The sequence below is a fragment of the Aurantiacibacter rhizosphaerae genome, assembly GCF_009807005.1.
GTDB lineage: Bacteria > Pseudomonadota > Alphaproteobacteria > Sphingomonadales > Sphingomonadaceae > Alteraurantiacibacter > Alteraurantiacibacter rhizosphaerae.
Genome location: NZ_WUBR01000002.1, coordinates 479,759 through 495,766 on the forward strand (window position 1 = coordinate 479,759; position 16,008 = coordinate 495,766).

The window sequence follows — 16,008 nt, forward strand, 5'->3', positions numbered from 1 at the left end:
CATCTCAAGATGTTCTCAGCCCTTGTGCTCACGGTAGTTTGAAAGCGCCCGTTCGCGCGCTTCCTTGTGACCGATCAGCTTGGCGGGATAATCATCGGGCCTGCATCCGTTCGCCTCCGGATCATGGATCCTGTCATCGCCCAAATCGGCCAGCTCAGGCACCCACTCGCGGATATAATCGCCGGCATCGAACTTCTCGCTCTGGCTGAGCGGAGCCATGATGCGCACGAACATATTGCTGTCCACACCGCTGCCGCTGACCCATTGCCAGTTCGTGCCATTGCTGGCGTAATCGGCATCCACCAGCGTATCCCAAAACCAGTTTTCGCCGTGCTTCCAGTCAATCAGCAGGTGTTTGACGAGGAAGCTGGCGGCAATCATTCGCACGCGATTGTGCATCCAGCCGGTGGCCCACAATTGGCGCATCCCGGCATCGACGATCGGGTAACCGGTGCGGCCCATCTGCCAGGCCTCCAGCTCTTCCTCTATCACATGACCGCGATTGGGATTGCGCCAGAAATTGCCAGTGTAGAGATCGCGGTAGGATTCCTCGCCATATTTGGGGAACTGGCAGATGATATTCTGCGCATAGTCGCGCCAGATCAATTCCGCGCGGAACATGCGTGCACCATCGCTGGTGTAACGGCTCATCGCGTCCCACAACATGCGCGGGCTGACTTCGCCGTGATGAAGATGGGGTGACATACAGCTGGTGGCATCCTCGCTCGGCAGATTGCGATCGTCGGTGTAATCCTTGCTGACCTCGAGGAATTTATCGAACCGCTCCATCGCGGCGGCAGTGCCGTGCTGGTCACCCCAGAAATCACGCATGCCGCCTGCCCAGTCCGGCTTTGTCGGCAGCAGGTCCAGATCGTCCAGACTATCGCTGGCTGGCCAGCTATCCGGGTTCGACAGGCTCGGTTCCGGCAGGATGTCGAACCCGTCTATGGCGGAGAACATCGAATCCTTGAACGGCGTGAAGATCTTGTACGGCGTGCCCCCGCCCGTGGTGACGGTGCCGGGGGGCAGCAGGTAATTGCCGTCGTGCAATTCCAGGTCCAGTTCATCCTGCAGCTTGCCCTGCGCGCGCCTCCACCATGGTTCGTAATGCCGGATGGCGTGGACGGTCTTGGCGCCGGTTTCTTCCAGCAGTTTGGGCAGCACATCGCACACACTGCCGCGTCGCAGGATCAGCTTTGTACCATGCCGACCAAGATCCTTCTCCAGCGACGCCAGCGCGTGATGCAGCCACCAGCGGCTGGCCCCGCCCAGCTTGCGATCACCGGGTGTGTCATCATCCAGAATATAGACAGGTATTACCGGCCCTGCCTGGGCGGCGGCGGTGAAGGCGGCGTGGTCGCACAGGCGCAGGTCACGGCGCAGCCAGACAATTTGCGGTTCGGACAATCGTAATCCCCTTTAGCAGGGCAACGCTATCAGCTTCCGCCCGGTTCCGAACACAGACCATCGGGCAGGGTAACGCTGAAGCGCCCTTCTTCCACGCCGTAATAGCGGGCATCGCCCAGCAAGAAGCTGCCGTCCTCCTGCCGCGTGATGACAGGCGCCCTGCTCCAGAACAGGAACGCCGCTACCTGCTTATCACGCGCCTTCGCCGTCTCCAGATCGCAGGCTGAAAGCGGTGTGTTTCCGATCCGCTCTCCATCAACGAAGAAGCTGCCGCTGCCGCTTACGCCAATGCTTTCCCTTTGCCAGAAGGCCAGTGGCGGCGGCGAGGAGATCGTCTCTACGAAGGAGGCATTCGCCATGCGATCGAATTGCGAAATGGCGAAATTGGCGACAAGGTAGATGCCGCAAATCCCCAGTGCGGTACGCGCCGTACCGCGCCAATCCATCCCGCGTTTTTCACGCCGGCGCGAAAGCCACATCCCGCCGATCAGCAAGGCCCACAGCCACACGTCGATGATGAACAGCACATCGCCATAGAACCAGCGGCTGGAAAATGGCTCCAGCAAGCGAATGCCATAGACATTCATCCAGTCGAGCGCAGGGTGGGTGAGGCAGCCGATCAGCGACAGGCCATAAAGCCAGCCGAAATGCACCGGCGGCCGCCCTTCAGGCCGTTTGCCCCGCCGTGTTTGCCAGCGGTCCCACCCATACAGCAGGCCTGCCAGGATCAGCGGCAGCAGCAGCAGCGCGATCGGCCCATGCGTTATCCCGCGCCTGAAGGCGAGAGGCTCCACACCCTCCAGCCAGAAAAAGCATGCCGCATCCACATCGGGCAGGTTTGCGCCGATGATCAGCGCGGGCATGGCAAGGCCGGTTTTCTTCTTCAGCCCCGCCTGTCCGATCAGGGCACCTGTCAGCGAGTGGGTAAGGTTATCCATCGCTGCCGAGGGGGCTAGATCGGGTCCGCAGCCGTTCCGCTGACAGTCCAGGTCTGGCCCTTTGCCAGCAGGTTGGCCAGGCTGGCGGTCTTGCCTTCACTCGCGCGGCGCTTCTCATCATGCACGACGGCCTCGTAAGTGGTGGCCGGATCATCATAGATCACGCCCAGCGGCATGGGGAATTCACCAAACGGCAGTTCCACCAGCATGTGCGCCAGCATCCGGTTGGTGGCATCATGCACCAGCACGCCCGCCGCTTCCGCATCGCCATCGGGCACGTCGACAACTTCGAAGGAAAGGGTCTGCGCGTTAAGCTTCAGCCCCTTTACGCCGCCGGTCTTCTCGCTGCCGAACAGCATCGGCTTGCCATGTTCCAGCCAGAGCTGCTGCTGGTCTGCGCCCTTGGGCTTGGCGAAATCGTCGAACACATCCTTGTTATAGACGATGCAGTTCTGGAAGATCTCGATGAAAGCGGCGCCCTGATGGGCATGCGCGGCCTTCAGCACATCGGGCAGGTTCTTCGAAACATCGATACCGCGCCCGACAAACCGCGCCCCGCTGCCCAGCGCAAAAGCGCAAGGGTTGGCCGGATGATCGACAGAGCCGAGCGGCGTGGAAGGCGAGCGGGTATTCTCCCGACTGGTGGGCGAATATTGCCCCTTCGTCAGGCCGTAAATCTCGTTGTTGAACAGCATGATCTGCATGTTCACATTGCGGCGCAGCACATGCATCAGATGGTTGCCGCCGATGGAAAGCCCGTCACCATCGCCGGTCACCATCCAGATATCCAGATCGGGATTGGCCAGCTTTATGCCCGTGGCAAAGGCCGGTGCACGTCCGTGGATCGTATGGAAGCCGTATGTTTCCATGTAATAGGGGAACCGGCTGGAGCAGCCGATGCCCGATACGAACACGGTGTTCTTGGGATCGCATCCCAGCTGCGGCAGGGTGCGCTGCACGGCCTTGAGAATGGCGTAATCGCCGCAACCTGGGCACCAGCGCACTTCCTGATCGGTTTCCCAATCCTTCAGCGTGGTTTCGATCTTGGTAAGTTCGTTCATTGTCCGGCCTCCGCCGTGTTGGGCAGCTGTTGATCATTGGCCATGACCCTGCCCGCGCATTTCTCTTCCAGGCAGCGTCCAATCGCGTCTTCCAGTTCGGCGATCTGGAAAGGCTGGCCACTGGTCTTCGTCAGGCTTTCTGCATCGATCAGAAGCTGATCGCGCAGCAGGGTCTTGAACTGGCCCGTGTTCATTTCCGGCATCAGCACATGCTTGAAACCGGACAGCAAGGTGCCAAGGTTCTGCGGCAAGGGCCAGATATGGCGCACATGGACGTGAGAAACCTTTGCGCCCTTCTCTATCCAGCGGTTAACGGCCTGCTTGATCGGGCCATATGTGCTGCCCCAACCAACAACCACCAGATCGCCGGTGTCCTCACCCCAGGAAACTTCCTGATCGGGCACATCGATACCCGTCACCTTGTCGCTGCGAAGCTGCGTCATGCGCTGGTGATTGTCCGGCGAATAATCGATATTGCCGGTTGTCTCGTGCTTTTCGATGCCGCCAACGCGGTGCATCAGTCCGGGCGTGCCGGGCTTCACCCAAGGGCGCGCGCCCTTGGCATCGCGCTTGTAAGGAAGGAATTCCTCACCATCGGGCAGGCTGTCCATGAATGTTACCGGGAAGGGTTCATAGCTCGCCGGGTCCGGCACTTTCCACGGTTCTGCCGCATTGGCGATATAGCCATCGGTCAGCAGCATCACGGGCGTCATATATTGCGTGGCGATACGGCACGCCTCGATAGCAACCTCGAACGCATCTGCCGGGCTGCGCGCGGCCACCACGGGCAGCGGCGCATCGCCGTTGCGGCCGTAAACGGCCTGGTAGAGGTCGCTCTGCTCCGTCTTGGTAGGCAGGCCGGTGGACGGGCCGCCGCGCTGGCTGTTCACAATCACCAGCGGCAGTTCCACCATGATGCCAAGGCCCATCGCCTCTGTTTTCAGGGCGATACCGGGACCGGAGGAACTGGTTACGCCAAGCTGACCCGCATAGCTTGCGCCAATGGCAGCACAGATGGCGGCGATCTCGTCTTCCGCCTGGAAGGTGGTGACGTCAAATTCCTTCAAACGGGCAAGGTGATGCAGGATCGCGCTGGCCGGCGTGATCGGATATCCGCCGAAGAACATCGGCAGCTTTGCCAGCTGCGCGCCAGCCACCAGACCCAGCGATACGCTTTCCGCGCCGGTGATGGTGCGATAGAGGCCGGGCTCGGCTGCCACCGGGTCCATCGCCACCTGTTTCAGCGGGCCGGAAAGCTCTGCCGTTTCGCCATAGGCATGGCCGGCATCCAACGCGGCGATATTGGCATCGGCAATATCCGGCTTGGACTTGAACTTGTCCTTCAGCCATTCGTGGATCGGCTCTCGCGGACGGTCGAACATCCACAGCGCCAGGCCCAAGGTCCACATGTTCTTCGACCGCAAGGCATCCTTATTGCCGAGGCCATAGGGCTTCACCGCCTCGATCGTGAGCTCGGAGATGTCGAAGGCCAGCAGGTCGAATTTGGCAAGGCTGCCATCTTCCAGCGGGTTGACCTCGTAATGCGCCTTTTCAAGGTTGCGCTTCGTGAAGGCGCCGCTGTCGGCGATGATCAGGCCGCCGGGGCTGATCGATGACAGGTTCACCTTCAGCGCGGCGGGGTTCATCGCCACCAGCACATCGGGCGCATCGCCCGCAGTGTTGATCTGGCGGCTGCCGAAATTGATCTGGAACGCGGACACGCCAAACAGCGTACCCTGCGGCGCGCGGATCTCTGCAGGGAAATCCGGGAAGGTCGCCAGGTCATTGCCCGCCAGCGCGGTGGACAGGGTGAACTGGCCACCCGTCAACTGCATGCCGTCGCCGCTATCGCCGGCGAAGCGGACCACCATGGAATCCAGTTTCTGTTTCTCGGCCTGCTTGTCAGCCGTCTGTGTCGCCATGTAAAACTCTCTCTGCCGCACGCCTTTGGCATTGGGGAATATCGTCCCAGCGTTAGCTGGCGACCTAGGTTCCTTGTTGGCCAAGGACAATCAAGTTTTTCTGTTTGCCCCGCAATGGCTGGAATTCATATGTCCACCACACTAAGCGATGCGAATGACCAGAACCGATCGCCTGCAATATCGCCCGTGCGTTGGCACGATGATTATCAACTCCGCCGGGGAAGCGTTTGTCGGCAAGCGGATTGACAACAAGGAGGGCGACTGGTGGCAAATGCCGCAAGGCGGGGTGGACGAAGGTGAGGACCTTGACGAAGCCATGCTGCGCGAGGTGGAAGAGGAAACGGGCGTTACGGCCAGCCACCTGCAAATCGTGCATCGGCTGGAGGATGAGCTTTATTATGATCTTCCCGCAGAATTGCAGGGCAAGCTGTGGAAGGGCAAATACAAGGGTCAGCGACAGGTCTGGTACCTGGTGCGCTTTACCGGCGCGGACAGCAATATCGATCTGGAGGCGCACAAGCACCCCGAATTCTGCGAGTGGAAGTGGGTCGATCCAGACCTGCTTCCGGAATTGATCGTGCCCTTCAAACGCGAGATTTACGAAACGGTCGTCGCCGGGTTCAAGGGCAAGATCTGAACCCGCTCAGTTCTGGGCCACATCCTCATCCGCCACGGGACCTTCTGCCGTCAGCACGGGCGGGCCGCGATCGATGGCGGCTGCTAGCTGCACGGTTTCAACGCAGGTTGCACCGCACAGGCTTTCCAGCCGGTCCAGGTTCTCACGTGCAGCGGTCAGCGCGCCTTTTTCCACCAGGGCTTCCCCCTCACCCGTGATGGCGGCGAGGTTATCGGGATCGCGTTCCTGCGCCTCCCTGTAGAAGTGGATCGCCTTGCCTTGCAGCCCCTGAGCGCGGGCGGAGTGGGCAAGGTCGATATAGACGCCGGTGTAACCCGGATCGACGGCCAAAGCCGCCTCGAACGCGTCGATGGCGCTTTGCGTATCGCCCATCTGCAAGGCAGTGCGGCCTTCTTCTACCAATGCCTGCGCACGCGGATTGACCTGGTAATCACTCGCGCTGCCGATGCTCGCCTGCAATGCCAGGGCGAGGGAAAGGGCGGCGGCGGCGGGTCCGAAACGCATGGCGTACTCCTTGAGCTTGGACGAAAAAGATGGGTTGTAAGCGTCCATTACCAAGGTTTGTTATCACGCCTTAGATATACGTGCGATGAAAAACCCGTCCGTTCCGTCGTGGGACGGTGTGAGGCGAACGCCCGGCCCGCGCGCCGTTCCCAGCGGCAGGTCCAGCGCCTCTGCCTGCCAATCGGGGTGATCGGACAGGAACGCGGCGACTTGCCCTGCCCCTTCCTCATCCAGCAGCGAACAGGTGATGTAAGTGACAGAGCCACCCGGCTTCACCAGCTGCGCGGCGATATCCAGCAGCCGCGCCTGCAACTGCGTGAGCCGCGACAGCTCCGCTTCCGATAAGCGCCAGCGCGCCTCCGGATTGCGGCGCCATGTGCCTGTGCCGGAACACGGCGCATCCACCAGCACCCGGTCCGCCGTGCCTGCCCATGCGGCCAGAGCCTCCAGCTCCTTGCCCGGATCAAGCAGCACGGTCTCTGCAACCTGCGCGCCTGCCCGCTCCGCCCGCGGTCCCAGCTGCGACAGACGGCGCTTGTCCGTGTCAGCCGCGATCAGCGTGCCGGCATTACCCATGGCAGCGGCCAGGGACAGGGTCTTGCCCCCTGCCCCGGCGCACAGGTCAATCACGGTGTCGCCGGGCAGCGCGCCAACGGCAGAGCAGGCGATCTGGCTGCCCAGATCCTGCACTTCGATCAACCCGGTTTCATAGGCTTCCCATTGCGAAACCTGCGTGCCGGAAGTGAAGCGGAGCGCATTCGGCAGGGCGAGCTTTTCGCCCTCCTCCGGCAGATCAGCCAGTTCGCCTTCCACTTTCAGCCGGTTGATCCGCACGTCCAGTGGTGCACGCGACAGCAGGGCCTCCGCCTCGCCCTGCCCGATGGCAGAGGCGATCAGGCGATCTTCCAGCCATTCGGGCGCCACGCCGCCTTCTGCCGGTTTCTCGTTCTTGCCGATCTTCGGCGGACCATAGCCTTCGCCGCTGAACAGTTCGCGCAAGGCAGGCTGTTCTTCCACCAGCCCCAGCATCGCGCGCCGCCCCGTCGCCGGGATCGGGCCGCAGGCGCGGATGGCGTCATACACATGCTCGCGAATGGCGCGCTTGTCCTTCGATCCGGCGAAACGGTGGTTCTTGAACCAGTCGGCCACCAGCCGGTCTGCCGGGGCGCCATTGGCCTTGGCGGCTTCGATGATGCCGTCGAGGATCTCGATAGCGGCCTGAATGCGGGCTGCGGGGGTCATAATTGCTCCATCATGGAACGCTGATCGCCCCGTTTGCAAAAATTCGTTTTCGTCAATTCTGCCGATGTTCCAAAGGTTTGCAGTGCAATCCTGTTGGAAAAACTGTGACTTTCGGCAATCGCGAAAAGTCCGGGGTGCGTCTGTATCGGCATGACCGGAAAGCTGCGCGCGTTTCCGTGGGTAGGAAAGACGCGCGCCATTCCCGGCCTATCGCGTCGGGTAATTCGGTGCCTCGCGCGTGATGCTGACATCATGCACATGGCTTTCCGACAGGCCGGCGTTGGTGATGCGGATGAAGTTGGCGTTGGTCTTCAGATCGGCAATCGTCGCGCTGCCGGTGTAGCCCATCGCCGCCTTGATGCCGCCCACCAGCTGGTGAATGATATCGCGCGCCGGGCCCTTGTAGGGCACCTGGCCTTCGATACCTTCGGGCACCAGCTTCATCTGATCCTTGATGTCCTGCTGGAAATAACGGTCTGCACTGCCGCGCGCCATGGCAGACACGCTGCCCATGCCGCGATAGGATTTGTAGGAGCGGCCCTGGTAGAGGAACGTCTCGCCCGGCGCTTCCTCCGTGCCCGCCAGCAAGCTGCCGATCATCACGGTGGAGGCACCGGCGGCCAGCGCCTTTGCCGCATCGCCACTGGTGCGAAGGCCGCCATCGGCAATCACCGGCACATCGCCAGCCGCGCTTGCGGCATCCATGATCGCGGTCAGCTGCGGCACGCCCACGCCCGCCACGATGCGGGTGGTGCAGATGGAGCCGGGGCCGATGCCCACCTTCACTGCATCCGCGCCCGAATCGATCAGTGATCGTGCCGCATCGGCGGTGGCGATGTTGCCCGCGATCACCTGCACGGAATTGGAGAGCTTCTTCACCCGGTCCACCGCTTCGCCAACGGCCTTGTTATGGCCGTGCGCGGTATCGATGATGATCACGTCGCACTCGGCATCCACCAGCGCTTCGGTCCGCTCGAAACCCTTGTCGCCAACTGTGGTGGCGGCGGCAACGCGCAGGCGGCCGCCCTTGTCCTTCGTGGCATCGGGGTTGAGCACGGCCTTTTCGATATCCTTCACCGTGATCAGGCCCACGCAACGATAATCGCTATCCACCACCAGCAGCTTCTCAATGCGGCGCTGGTGCAGAATCTTGCGCGCTTCATGCTGCGTAACCTGCTCGCTGACGGTGGCGAGGTTCTCGCTCGTCATCAATTCCTTCACCGGCTGGCCGGGATTGTCGGCAAAGCGCACGTCGCGATTGGTGAGGATGCCCACCAGCTTGCCATCGGGCGCAACCACGGGAATGCCGCTGATATTGTGGCGATCCATCAGGGCCTGCGCATCGCCCAGCGTGGAATCGGGGGTGATGGTGATGGGGTTCACCACCATGCCGCTTTCAAATCGCTTCACGCGGCGCACGGCGGCGCATTGCTCATCGATGGTGAGGTTGCGGTGGAGAACGCCCAGCCCGCCCAGCTGCGCCAGCACGATGGCCATCTCCGATTCGGTCACCGTGTCCATCGCAGACGAGATGATCGGGATATTGAGGCCGATCTCTTTGGTCAGCAGCGTCTTGGTGCTGGCCTGCGAGGGGAGGATGTTGCTTTCGGCGGGCTGCAGAAGCACGTCATCGAAAGTCAGGCCGGTGCGGATTTCCATTGGGGTTGCCACTTCATGTCTCGGGTGATTCGTGGCGGCCCATGTAAACGCACTGTGTGACAATCGCTAGGGGGCGAGGCGGGAAAGAGGGGAATGGCGCAAAATTGGGAGCAAGGTGTGCGCACAACATCCTGATCAAGCGGTTGTTCTGAGCGGAAGAGTAGTCGCAGCGGGCCTGAAAGGCTGTTCTTCACAGAGGTGTGTACGGATCGCGCCACTCAATTCGCCAGTCGCACAAATAATTCGGCAATACCCTTGCGCAGGCAACCCTCAGACCGCATTATTGTGCGATGCAGCATGAAACCACCCTGGAAAAGACCACGCTTGCGACAATTGCCGAGGCCATTCAGCTAAAGCGCGTGATTATGGTGACCTATAATGGGGAGCGCCTACAGCTCAATCCGCACCAGTTGTTCGCCCGTCACCATTCGGTTTATCTTCGAGCGTTCAACCCAGCCAAGAGCCTGAGGCACGATGAAGACCCCACGTTGGGGAATTTCAACATCGCCGGAATGTCCGATATCGACGTGACGACCGACGCGTTCGAGCCACTTGCCTCCTTCGACGCAGAAGTCGTGAAAGCTGGCGACAACGCCCTGGTGAGTGTGGACGATTAAGTGTCCGCAATCGGGCTGCGGACGGACGTTGAACGCTACTGCGCTGTCCATCCCCCGTCGATTTCGTAATTCGCGCCGGTGATGTTCTGCGCCACGTCGCGGCACAGAAAAGCGGCGAGCGCGCCCACTTCCTCCACCTGCACGAATTTCTTTGTGGGCTGACGGGCCAGCAGCACGTCGTTCATCACTTCCTCACGCGTCATGCCTCGGCTTTTCATCGTGTCGGGGATCTGGCTTTCCACCAGCGGCGTCCAGACATAGGCGGGGCTGATGCAGTTGGCCGTCACGTTATGCTCGGCCAGTTCCAGTGCCAGAGTCTTCGTCAGCCCGGCAATCCCGTGCTTCGCGGCGACATAGGCCGCCTTGTATGGGCTGGCCGTCAGCGAATGGGCGCTGGCGGTGTTGATGATGCGGCCCCAGCCCGCCTGCTTCATATGCGGGACCGCAAGGCGCGCTGTGTGAAATGCGCTGGAGAGATTGAGCGCGATAATCGCGTTCCACTTGTCGACCGGGAATTCCTCGACAGGAGCAACGTGCTGCATGCCGGCGTTGTTCACCAGCACATCCACCCCGCCCGCGCCTGCCATCAATTCCTCGGCACCTTCCACCGTGGTGAGGTCTGTGTTGATGTACTCGGCACCCAGCTCTTCGCGCAGCTTCGCGATCTCGTCCTCGTCGCCAAAACCGTTCAGCACGATCTCCGCACCCTCTGCCTGCAAGGCGCGGGCAATGGCCAGGCCAATGCCGGATGTGGAGCCCGTGATCAGCGCGCGCTTGCCTTTGAGGAACATTCGTGTCTCCATACTGTTGATTTGCCTTGTGGTCGCCGTGTCGTAAACATGATGACCGGATCATTACAACATGCTTCGCCTGGGGAGGGCACGCAATGAGACTTAATCCGTTCGATACCAGCAAGATCGACGTGGGCACCACCGGTGGGCGCGGCGGCGTTGGCAAGGCTGGCGGGCTGGGCTGCGGCACCATCGTGATCGCGGCGATCGGCTATTTCGTGTTCGGGCTTGACCCTATGCAGACCGCCGCCACGGTGGAAGGCATGCAGCAGGGCCAGGGCCAGATGCAATCCGCGCCCGCGAACGAGGACGAGGCCGCCGTCTGCAACTCCAACCAATATGCGCAGGAAAGCTGCAACGCGCTCACTTCTCTTAACGAGACATGGTCCGCGCGCTTTCAGGAAGAGGGGCTGGGAAGCGAGTTCCGTGGCCCTGGCCTGCGCTTTGCGACTGCACAGCAGTTCAACACCGGCTGCGGCACCGGCTCTGTCGGCATGGGACCGTTCTACTGCCCGGCGGATGAGCGGATGTATATCGATGTATCCTTCTTCGACCAGCTCAAGCAGATGTCCGGCGAAGGCGGCGATTTCGCGCGGCTTTACGTGGTGGCGCATGAATATGGCCATCACGTGCAGACCATCACCGGCGTTTCAGACCAGATCCGCAGTGCACAGCAGCAGAATCCGCGCATGAAGAACCAGCTACAGGTGCGCATGGAACTGCATGCCGATTGCTATGCCGGCGTCTGGGCGGGCCGCAATCGCAACCTCGTTGAACCCGGCGATTTCGAGGAAGGCATGAACGCCGCCGCCGCCATCGGCGACGATACGCTGACCAAGGGCCGCGTAAGTGCAGAGAACTTCACCCACGGCACCAGCCGCCAGCGCATGGAAGCGTTGCAACTGGGCATGCGCACAGGGGATGATGAGCAATGCGATTCCACCTATCTGCAGATCTGACATGAACCGCACACGATATCTCCTCGCCCTCCCCATCCTGGCGCTGGCCATGCCCGCCAGCGCGCAGGATGATGTGACGGACCGCAGGCCCAATGTGGCCGATGTCGCCATGACCCCGCTCAGCGATCTGAACCTGAAGCGCGATCCCATCCCCACGATCCTGATCTGGGCGCAGGAAAACCCCTACGCCAACGAAGGGCTGGAGAGTTGCAGCAACATCCTGCGCGGGATCGGCGATCTGGACGCGGTGCTGGGGGACGATGTCGACGCCCAGCCCGATGAGGAAGAGCGCCTGTCGATAACCGGCGTGGCGCAAAGCGCCTTGGGGTCCTTCATCCCGTTTCGCGGCATCATCCGCGAAATTTCGGGCGCAAACGACCACGAACACAAGTTTCGCCAGGCAATTACCGCCGGGCTGATGCGCCGATCCTATCTGAAGGGTTTGGGAGAGGCGCGCGATTGCCCCTACCCCGCACGCCCCATGCCAAGCACAATGCTGGCGGCAATGGAACAGGGCGAATCGATGGTGCCCGAACAGCAGCAAGTGGAAGAAACGGTGAGCGAAGACGGGACGCGTTTCGTATCGCGCCCCGTCGTTCAGCCCATCGATTGATTAGCGCATAATCACCGTTTGGTCAGGCGCGGACGATTTCCACAACAGGCCGCGTCTCCTGCTCGCAATCCTCGTCCTGTACAGGAGAGGGATCAGGCATAGTCATCCGCATGGGCGAAAGCACCTGAACAGGTGACACCATGCGTCCGCGCCAGCTCATGGCAACAGCGGTGCTGTGTGCATTTGGCTTGGCGTGCGACATGCTTGCGTGTTCGCGGCGCAGGCTGCGTGCCTCAGCCTGCAATTCATCCAGAGCCTCCTGCATTTCGCGGACTGCCTCCTCGCGATCCTTGGCCGGGATGCTGGAATTCCCCCTGATCGCCACCATCGCGCTGCGGATGCCGACCATGGCTGCTTCGATACCGGCGCGTGCCCCGCTGCGGGCCATGCTTTCATAGGCTTGCGTATCGCAGATCATCGTCGCCGTGCGGCCATTGCCAAGATCACGCTTTACTACGCCGTCGGGGCCAGCCTTGGCACAATCGGCCTCCCCAAAGCGGACAGCCACGGCGCGGGCATGCTGTGCCCTTTCGCGGGCGTGGACGGCGCGTTCCTGCGCCTGAACAGCCCGGTCTGCCGAACGATGGGCGCGTCGCTGCGCCTCTGCCATCGCCATCTCGATCTCAGCCTCATGAAGCTCCATCTCGGCTTCCGCCTGCTCCATTTCCGCCTGGATCTGCTCTTCGATTTGCTGTTCCATTTCCTCCTGGAACTGATCCCATTGGCGATCCTCCCCACCACGCGTGATCGTCTGGCGGATGACGTGGCGCTCTCCGGTGGCGTCGTCGTAATGCACGATCACATGCTCGCCCTCCCCGTTGATCATCATGGCGGAGGGCGGTGCCGGTGGCTGCGGCGCCATCGGTGGCAAGGGTGCTTGCGGCGCCAGCGGTGCCTCCGGCGCAAGCGGCGCGGCAGGCGCGTCGGGCACCGGCGGCGCTTCGCTTTGCGCATAGGTGATTGATGCGGTCAGCGGCAAAGCCAGCGCGGTGGTGGTGATGGCGGCGATGCCGATACGGCGGCGGCCGGGCGATACTTCGGACATGGTGAGGCTCCTTAAACGGTGAATGATCGATTTCTCGCCAAGCACCGGACAAGCCATGGGTGCTGCCATTGCCAGATGTTCACCAGCGGCAAAGCTGGCAATTACCTCGGCATAGACAGCCCGTTCAGACCGCGCACGGCCAGCGACAACGCGCGCATCGCACGCTGCCTCCTGATCCCTGCGCATCGCTCTCCAGCCCCACCAGGCGAGCGGATTGAACCAGTGCAAGGCCAACAGCGGCTGGGCCGCAATGTTCGCAACGAGATCGTGGCCGCGATGGTGCGCAAGTTCATGCGCAATCGCCAGATCGCGGGCCTTTATATCATAATGCGCCATGAAGGCGGGCGGCAGGGCCACCACCTTATCGGCAATGCCAAAGGCGACAGGGCCGGTGACTGCGGGCGTTTCCACCAGCCGCACCTTGCCCGCATCACCCACGGGAATGCTGCCTTCCAGCAAGTGGCGCCGCATCTGCACATATTCGCGAATGCGCCAGCCGATGAATATCAGCGCGCCGCCGATCCATAGCGGCAGCAGCAGATCGGTGACCGTGATGCCCACCAGCGGCGCGGCACCAATTCCGGCAGCGGCGGAGCCAGCAACTTCAGCAGTGGCAGCGCTGTCCGCCGGATCGGAAATGATCACCATCAGCGGGGCGGAGGGCGACAGTGCGGCCTCCTGCTGCGCCGGGGCCATCCACGCGGGCAGCACGATGGGCGGCATGACGAACCGCATGAAGGGCAGCGCCCACAGCGCATAGGCCACCTGCGGCCCGCACCAGCGAGACACCGGGCGGCGCAAAAGCAGCACCAGCGCAATCAGCAAAGAGGTGTAGATGAAAGTGTCGACCAACCAGTCCCCAAAAGCGGTCATTTCTTCAACTCCCGCAGGATGCTCTCGATCTCGGCGATGTCATCCTCGCTCAATGCCTCTGCCTGCGCCAGATGGGCAAACAGCGGCGCGGCGCGGCCACCGAACAGGCGATCTACCAAGCGGCGCGATTCGCCGCCGACATAGGCGGCACGGGCGATCAGCGGAGAATACAGGAAACGGCGGCCATCCGGCTGGGTTGCCAGCGCGCCTTTCTGCACCAGGCGGGACAGCAAGGTTTTTACGGTGGGCATGGACCAGCCGCGATCCTTGCACACGGTTTCGCACACCTCGGCGGCGGTTTGCGGGCTGCGCGCCCACAGCGATTCCATCACCGCATGTTCGGCATCGCTGATGCGCTCCACCCCGGTGTCCTCTTGATCCTGATCGGTCTTTGCAACCACATCGTCCTCCCTGAACGATTACATCTGTAAGTGTTACGACTACGCTTGTAATCTGAACTGCTGGTGAATGCAAGTTTCCATCGGTACTACCTTGCTCGGCTGGCGCGGGGGATGGGCCTTGCGCAAAATCCGTGTAACCTCACGCCCGAATGGCACGAATGGGCAAACAGACAGATTTTTCGGGCGATACGCTGGACCAGTTGATGGCATCGGCGCGCGCCGGGGATTCTGCGGCCTATCGGCGCTTCCTGTCCGAGGCAGCGCAGCGCATCCGCGCCATGCTGGCGCGGAAAATCGGCGCGGACAGTGAACTGGAGGATGTGGTGCAGGAATGCCTGATAGCGATTCATGCCAAGCGCCACACGCTTGATCCGGGGCGTCCGGTGGCGCCGTGGATGTATGCCATCGCAAACTACAAGCTGATCGATCACTGGCGAAGGCGCGGCCGCAGCCCGATCGAATTCGATGATGCGGCGGATATGGCAGTTGCGGCAGATACGTTGGCGTCCACCGATATAGAAACGCTGCTGGAAAAGCTGCCGCGCGCACAGGCCGACGCCATTCGCATGACGCATATAGAGGGGCTATCCAATCGGGAGGCGGGCGAACGCATCGGGGTGGGCGTTTCCGCCATGAAATTGCGCGTGCATCGCGGCATGGCCCAGCTGAAGAAGATCGCGGAAAAAGACCGGATATGAACTCAACCGATAGCCTGATCGATCAACTGGCGCAGGACGGTGCGGCTCCGCGCCCCGCATCCCTTCCCCGATTCGTTGCGCCGCTGGCCCTTGCCATGGCGATCTGCGCGATTGGCATTGCCCTGGTGCTGGAGGCGCCCTTTATTGGCATGGCCATAAACGGGCCTGGCCCCATGCTGGTGAAGTGGGGCTTTTCCATCGCCCTGCTCCTGCTCAGCGGATTTGCGCTGTGGTTTATCGGCAGGCCCGGCAAGGCCACCGGCGCAACCATGGCAACGCTTGCCGTGCCCTTCATACTGCTGGCGGCCCTGCTGGGGGCGGACCTCGCAATCGGCCAGCGGGCTTTCCCCGGTGAGACATGGCAGCGCTGCCTGGCGGCGATGGCGGTGATGAGCCCGATTGCCTTTGGCGGCGCCATTCTGGCTGCGCGCTGGCTGGCGCCTACGAACCTGCACCGTGCCGGATTGGTGGCAGGAATGTTCGGGGGCGCTGCTGCGATGACGGCCTATTCTCCCCACTGTCCAGAGCATGGCATGGCCTATGTGGCGGTGTTCTATTGCCTGCCCATTCTGACGATGGCCGCGCTTGGCTGGCTTCTCGGCCCGCGTCTTTTGCGCTGGTAATATTGGAACAGCCTTGCC

Annotated in this window: 16 protein-coding genes; 6 read left to right on the top strand and 10 right to left on the bottom strand. The window is 61.9% G+C overall.

The window, feature by feature from the left end; genetic code table 11:
* Positions 1–15: 15 nt before the first annotated feature.
* From GRF63_RS09785 to GRF63_RS09800, 4 genes are read right to left on the bottom strand one after another with little or no spacing between them, the layout of a single operon-like run.
* On the bottom strand, positions 16–1,407 hold the full coding sequence (locus GRF63_RS09785; RefSeq protein WP_160485816.1) for a cryptochrome/photolyase family protein: 1,392 nt from the start codon (positions 1,405–1,407) through the stop codon (positions 16–18).
* A gap of 29 nt (positions 1,408–1,436) precedes the next feature.
* Entirely contained in the window at positions 1,437–2,345 is a 909-nt protein-coding gene (locus GRF63_RS09790; RefSeq protein WP_160485817.1) for a metal-dependent hydrolase, read from the bottom strand.
* Between the two features lie 14 nt (positions 2,346–2,359).
* Positions 2,360–3,406 (bottom strand): 2-oxoacid:ferredoxin oxidoreductase subunit beta, encoded by a 1,047-nt coding sequence (locus tag GRF63_RS09795; RefSeq protein WP_160485818.1) that lies wholly within the window; start codon positions 3,404–3,406, stop codon positions 2,360–2,362.
* A complete protein-coding gene (locus tag GRF63_RS09800; protein WP_160485819.1) occupies positions 3,403–5,328 on the bottom strand; it encodes a 2-oxoacid:acceptor oxidoreductase subunit alpha in 1,926 nt (641 codons plus the stop codon). The genes GRF63_RS09795 and GRF63_RS09800 overlap by 4 nt, the downstream gene beginning before the upstream one ends.
* A 154-nt stretch (positions 5,329–5,482) precedes the next feature.
* On the opposite strand from GRF63_RS09800, the gene GRF63_RS09805 reads away from it, so the two are divergent.
* Entirely contained in the window at positions 5,483–5,965 is a 483-nt protein-coding gene (locus GRF63_RS09805) for an RNA pyrophosphohydrolase (RefSeq protein ID WP_160485820.1), read from the top strand.
* 6 nt (positions 5,966–5,971) lie between these two features.
* Here GRF63_RS09805 and GRF63_RS09810 read toward each other — a convergent pair whose 3' ends face one another.
* The 3 genes from GRF63_RS09810 to guaB form a co-directional block, all read right to left on the bottom strand.
* Positions 5,972–6,469 carry a tetratricopeptide repeat protein gene (locus tag GRF63_RS09810; RefSeq protein ID WP_160485821.1) on the bottom strand — a complete coding sequence of 166 codons (498 nt, stop codon included), beginning with the start codon at positions 6,467–6,469 and terminating at the stop codon, positions 5,972–5,974.
* 63 nt (positions 6,470–6,532) lie between these two features.
* Positions 6,533–7,711 (bottom strand): RsmB/NOP family class I SAM-dependent RNA methyltransferase, encoded by a 1,179-nt coding sequence (locus GRF63_RS09815; protein WP_160485822.1) that lies wholly within the window; start codon positions 7,709–7,711, stop codon positions 6,533–6,535.
* A gap of 207 nt (positions 7,712–7,918) precedes the next feature.
* Positions 7,919–9,370, bottom strand: coding sequence for an IMP dehydrogenase (gene guaB / locus GRF63_RS09820; protein ID WP_160485823.1), 1,452 nt, complete (start codon positions 9,368–9,370; stop codon positions 7,919–7,921).
* Between the two features lie 290 nt (positions 9,371–9,660).
* Here guaB and GRF63_RS09825 point away from each other — a divergent pair, with 290 nt between their 5' ends.
* Positions 9,661–9,987, top strand: coding sequence for a WYL domain-containing protein (locus GRF63_RS09825; RefSeq protein ID WP_160485824.1), 327 nt, complete (start codon positions 9,661–9,663; stop codon positions 9,985–9,987).
* Between the two features lie 35 nt (positions 9,988–10,022).
* Here GRF63_RS09825 and GRF63_RS09830 read toward each other — a convergent pair whose 3' ends face one another.
* Positions 10,023–10,778, bottom strand: coding sequence for a 3-hydroxybutyrate dehydrogenase (locus GRF63_RS09830; protein ID WP_160485825.1), 756 nt, complete (start codon positions 10,776–10,778; stop codon positions 10,023–10,025).
* Between the two features lie 95 nt (positions 10,779–10,873).
* On the opposite strand from GRF63_RS09830, the gene ypfJ reads away from it, so the two are divergent.
* Positions 10,874–11,737: a KPN_02809 family neutral zinc metallopeptidase gene (gene ypfJ, locus GRF63_RS09835; protein WP_160485826.1), complete on the top strand. Its 864-nt coding sequence runs from the start codon at positions 10,874–10,876 to the stop codon at positions 11,735–11,737.
* A gap of 1 nt (position 11,738) precedes the next feature.
* Positions 11,739–12,350, top strand: coding sequence for a hypothetical protein (locus GRF63_RS09840; RefSeq protein ID WP_160485827.1), 612 nt, complete (start codon positions 11,739–11,741; stop codon positions 12,348–12,350).
* 22 nt (positions 12,351–12,372) lie between these two features.
* Here GRF63_RS09840 and GRF63_RS09845 read toward each other — a convergent pair whose 3' ends face one another.
* Both GRF63_RS09845 and GRF63_RS09850 read right to left on the bottom strand, forming a co-directional pair.
* Positions 12,373–14,268, bottom strand: coding sequence for a M56 family metallopeptidase (locus GRF63_RS09845; RefSeq protein WP_160485828.1), 1,896 nt, complete (start codon positions 14,266–14,268; stop codon positions 12,373–12,375).
* Positions 14,265–14,669 carry a BlaI/MecI/CopY family transcriptional regulator gene (locus tag GRF63_RS09850; RefSeq protein WP_337189646.1) on the bottom strand — a complete coding sequence of 135 codons (405 nt, stop codon included), beginning with the start codon at positions 14,667–14,669 and terminating at the stop codon, positions 14,265–14,267. Before GRF63_RS09850 ends, GRF63_RS09845 begins: the two co-directional genes overlap by 4 nt.
* 158 nt (positions 14,670–14,827) lie before the next feature.
* Here GRF63_RS09850 and GRF63_RS09855 point away from each other — a divergent pair, with 158 nt between their 5' ends.
* A complete protein-coding gene (locus tag GRF63_RS09855) occupies positions 14,828–15,367 on the top strand; it encodes a sigma-70 family RNA polymerase sigma factor (protein WP_160485829.1) in 540 nt (179 codons plus the stop codon).
* On the top strand, positions 15,364–15,990 hold the full coding sequence (locus GRF63_RS09860) for an NrsF family protein (RefSeq protein WP_160485830.1): 627 nt from the start codon (positions 15,364–15,366) through the stop codon (positions 15,988–15,990). The genes GRF63_RS09855 and GRF63_RS09860 overlap by 4 nt, the downstream gene beginning before the upstream one ends.
* Positions 15,991–16,008 lie beyond the last annotated feature (18 nt).